The 4,644-nt window shown below is 46.0% G+C and carries 3 protein-coding genes; all 3 read right to left on the bottom strand.

Annotation, left to right across the window (positions count from 1 at the left end; all coding sequences use genetic code 11):
• Positions 1 to 309: 309 nt before the first annotated feature.
• Positions 310 to 1,593 (bottom strand): serine hydrolase, encoded by a 1,284-nt coding sequence (locus VIM87_RS30320; RefSeq protein ID WP_332000607.1) that lies wholly within the window; start codon positions 1,591 to 1,593, stop codon positions 310 to 312.
• A 293-nt stretch (positions 1,594 to 1,886) separates the two neighbouring features.
• Positions 1,887 to 3,461, bottom strand: coding sequence for an FAD-dependent oxidoreductase (locus VIM87_RS30315; RefSeq protein WP_332000606.1), 1,575 nt, complete (start codon positions 3,459 to 3,461; stop codon positions 1,887 to 1,889).
• Between the two features lie 9 nt (positions 3,462 to 3,470).
• A partial coding sequence (locus VIM87_RS30310; protein WP_332000605.1) for a RagB/SusD family nutrient uptake outer membrane protein occupies positions 3,471 to 4,644 on the bottom strand: 1,174 nt, incomplete at its 5' end.

The following is a 4,644-nucleotide window of genomic DNA, read 5'->3' as shown; positions in this document are numbered from 1 at the left end:
GTTGGAAGCATTTACTCCGAAATTCCGGATCAGAACCATTTTGCAATGACCAAGGGTGAAGCTGTTATAGTTCAGATAACAGGATACGGCCCTTCAGGTGTAACGTATGTAAACCCTGCAGATGATCCCGGGAAAGCAAAGTAATGAAGGGCTGACTTAAGAGAATGTAAAATGTAAAATTTCAAATCATAAATGTAAAAGTGGAATGCCGGGAATATAAGCCTGTACTTGGAATCGTGGCATTCCACTTTTACATTTTAAATTTTACATTTATGATTTTACATTCTTTTTAGTCACCTCATCGTTTAACTACATTTTCTTTGCACGTATCATTTGATTAATCCCCTTCGAAGCCTCCGTTAGCTTAATTTCCATCGCGCCGTGTTCTTTAAAAACGATGGAGAATTTATAGTCCTCAATCCTGCATAACCGGTTGTAATCAATAAAGAGGGTATCCTTTGCCCATTTCCCTTTAAAGGCCATCGGCAATCCGAAAGCAGGTTCCTTAGAGATCTTATATTGATCATTCATACCGATCGGATGCTCCTCTGTGGAATTGTCAGTAAAGCGTACGATAATATAATAGCCGGTTTTTCTCTTTTCAAAGCGCATGCTCCGTAATCCCATCTCATTGTTGTCAAGCAAAAAGAGCTGGTTCAATTCACTTTCCGGGAAAGCGGCTGCTGTTGCGGTGGAGGTATCAGGTAAGGATGCATTTTTAACGGCATTTTGCAGCAATGCATAGTTGTTTTCGTTTTTATTATATTTCTCAATCGCCTCCAAAGCAATGTCGTCAAGCTTGCCGCTGTCGTATCCGCCGCCGCCGTCTGTAGCTATCACCAGGTTCCTGGATTTATAAACGAATAACCGTTGCCCGCCTCTGCCTATTGCCTGCACCAGGTCGGGGCTTTCAGAATCCATCCACCAGCCATACCCGTAAAACTCTGTCTTTTGGATCTTATGCAGGGGCTGTATCTTATCCAGCCATTGTTTTGAAATAACCTGTTTGCCGTTCCACTTCCCATCATTCAAAATAAGACAGCCAATTTTTGCAAAGTCGTAAATTGAAATGTGCAGATCGCCCCAGCCATGATTAACGCCTTTATAATTTGTAAGCCAGTACGATGCGCCAAAACCCAGTGGTTTAAAGAGATACTTTTTGGCAAATTCATGACAGCTCATTTTGGTAGCCCGCTGCAGAATTTCGGCAAGCAGGTAAAAATTACCGCTGCAATAAGAAAACCGGGCATCAGGATTGTCCGCAAACCGCAGGGTCAGCATATATTGAACCCAGTCCTTCGTTTTTCTCATTGCACCCAGTTCCTTTTCCCCGTCATCCCAGCTGCATTGAAAACCGGACGACATATTCAGCAGATCCTTTATTCTCACCGTTTTCAGCGTGTCGTTGCTGGTCTTGTATTCAGGGAAAAACTTTACAATGGGCTCATTTTCACTGCTGATGAATTTATGATCTATTGCAATACCGATCAACAGGGAAGTAATACTTTTGGTAACCGAGGCCAGGTCATGTTCGTAGGCGCTTTTAAATGGGTAAAAAGAAGCGTCAAGCACAAGGTGGTTGTTCCTGATCACTAAGAGACTATGTACATTAGTGCCAGCTTGTTTAATCTGCTTTATACCATTTGCAAGCACTAACGAGCTCATTCCCTGCTCTTCAGGGGATGAAGTTTTCCACGTGTTTTGGGATTGAGCCAAAACCGCGGAAGCCTGAAGCAGGAATAAGGAGATCCACAAACAATTTTTGTAAAGCATGTTGGCTGTATTGGGTATTGAGTAATTATTCTTTCAAAAATAAGACATACCCCCAATACTCAGCCGAAATTTTCATATGCCCTGCGCCGTAATAGCTTAAAAACTACCAAACATCAGGATTTGTCGTTATTGATCCAATGCTGCGCATTGCGGTTAAGTAATACACCACCTGTTTTTAAAACTTCCTGCAGCTGCTTTACGTCTATTTCCTGTACGGGCTTTTTATTTTTAGCTGCCATCGTTGCGGCAACACCGGCGGCCTGGCCAAGCTGCATCCAGGTAACCTCCACCCTGATAGAGCAAAAGCCAACATGGGAAGCGGAAGCGCAAACAGGTACCAGTAAATTTGTACATTCATTTTGCTTCGGCGTGATAATACGGTAGGAGAGTTCATACGGCTGCTCAACCTTCATCCAGATGCGGCCTTCATTAATGTATTGTGTTTTGGATATAGCAACCTTCTGCACATGATGGCAATCCACAAAATGCGATCCCAACGCAATAGCGTCCGGCTTCTTGGGCTCATTAAAAATATCCCGCTGGGTTTGCACGTAGCTGCCGGTCATGCGCCGGGCCTCCCGCACATATAAATAATAGGGGAAATTGCCGTTGTCTTTAAATTCATCCGGGGCCAGGCCATAGTGATCAGCTTCATCGCGCAACGGTTTGGGTACGGAGGGATCATGCTGCAAAAAGTACAGTAGGCCCAATGTCCAATCCTTATGGTCCTGGTAGATCTGCGCCCGTTTTTTATAATCCGCATCCGGATACTCCGTATTGCCACCAAAAAGCCCTAAAGAGATCACTGCATTTTGTTTGTTATTGGTCTCATACTTTCCCGGCGGATAATTCCAGGAATACCTGTCAATGATATCCGTGAGCTTCATGTTGGGCTGAGCGGCCAGCAAACGTTTAAGCGTAATAAAGCGGTTCGGGTCATAATGCAGGGGCGCCGGAAAAGCTACTCTGTCGGCATTGGTAGACATCATTACCCGGAAATTGTAATTGATGATCCTTTTACTGGCCTCGCCATTGGTTAAATTCTTTGCTTCCACAAACCCGGGCAGTAAATGTCCGTTGTCGTCATACGGCGAAACATCGATCGGCTTATCTAAAAGCCGGATCCCGGCAAGCGATTCATTGTATTGGGATCTGCTTTCGCGCCCATATGTATAAGATACACCCGCTCTTGCCATCAGATCACCTTCATACGTTGCATCAATAAAAACATCGCCACTGACCGTTTTGCCGTTCGATAGTACAATGCTTTTTATAGCATTCTCTTTTTTATTCACCTTATTCACATAGGCCTGGTAAATGATGGATATCTGCTGTTCGCCAAGCATATCCAGGAATATTTTTTCAGCAACATGCGATTCGAAATAAAAAGCGGGTTTATTGCTCCCGTAAAATTTACCCATGCGGGTATACACCTCCAATGGAATGCCCGAAATGGTTTCCTCTATCATATGTTCGGTTTCGGCGGTGCCGATCCCGCTGGTGTTCATACCGCCAACATGACGGGTTTGCTCAATCAGGATAACATTGGCGCCTTGCCGTGCGGCCGCTACTGCAGCGGTTATACCGCCAGGTGTAGCTCCATACACTACCACAATGGGTTTACCGGAAGCATGGCCTCCTAATGCATGAAGCATCAGGATAGCCATGATTATATATATTCTTTTCATTTTTAAATTTTAATAGCCTGGATTTTGTGTGAGCGCCTCATTAACATCTATCTGGTGCTGCGGAATGGGATAAAGCAGGTTTTTCTGTGAAACAGGGATCCCGGCTGCCTGCAGGGTGCTGATGTATTTGCCGGTGCGCAGCAGATCCCAGCGGCGGTGCCCTTCAAAGCATAGTTCCCAGCCCCTTTCCGCTAAAACAGCATCCCGGAACTGGACCTGTGATAAGTTTGCCAGATCCTGCGGATTGGCGGATGGATTGCCATTCCTTGCACGGGCCCGCACCTGGTTTATGGCATCATAAGCAGCAGGAGTGGGGCCGTTGAGCTCATTAACTGCTTCGGCATACATCAGCAGCACATCTGCATAACGGATGATCATGAAGTTGTTGCGTGCGGCAAATTCGGCACAGGGCGCCGGATCCCAGTACTTATCAACTGCAGGGCCGGTACGCGATAGCACCAATGCGTTATTTGCAGGGTTCACCTTTTGTGTAATGATCGTAACCTGTTTGCGATAGTCGCCCGGCAGGTACGATCTCACATAATTGGAATCTGCCTGGTATGCGCCGCCGCCCTGGTTAATGGGGTACGAGAAATAAATTGCAAAAGATTCGGCCATGGTACTGCCATAAGATGTTTTTATACAGCTGTACTGCGCGGAGAAAATATGTTCCTGGCCATTCCTGTTTTCAGGCGGAAAAATGTTCTTATAGTCAGGGAAAAGGCTGTAAACTTTTGAATCTATCACTTCCTTGGCAACAGCCGCCGCATTGGTGTAATCCTTACGGGTAAGGTAAACCTTTGCCAGAAGCGATTTTGCAGCGCCGATGGTTGCCCGCCCAACCGTACCCGGGGTCGTGTATTTTGCCGGCAGGTTTGCGGCTACTGCATCTTTCAGATCCGCTATGATCTGGGAATACACGTCATCCACAGGCGTGCGTTTTATGCTAACATTCACCACATCGGAAGTTGGGGCGGTTACCAGGGGAACATCCCCGAAAGCCTGTACAAGGTCAAAGTAGATCAATGCCCGCAGGAACTTCGCTTCTCCAATGATCTGCGCCTTAGCGGCGGCATCCATGGTAATGCCGGGTACATTCTTAATCACCCTGTTTGCCCGGTCTATCATCAGGTAGCAGTTTGTATAAAACGCGTCAAAAGCAGGATTGGAAGCTGAATAAAGG

It is taken from the genome of Chitinophaga sp., from assembly GCF_036569125.1.
Lineage (GTDB): Bacteria > Bacteroidota > Bacteroidia > Chitinophagales > Chitinophagaceae > Chitinophaga.
The sequence above is the reverse complement of the archived record's forward strand: the minus strand, read 5'-3'. Positions and strand labels throughout refer to the sequence as shown.

Excerpts from the sequence above, each read along its gene's own strand:
- VIM87_RS30315 (WP_332000606.1), bottom strand. The coding sequence starts at position 3,461 with ATGAAAAGAATATATATAATCATGGCTATCCTGATGCTTCATGCATTA.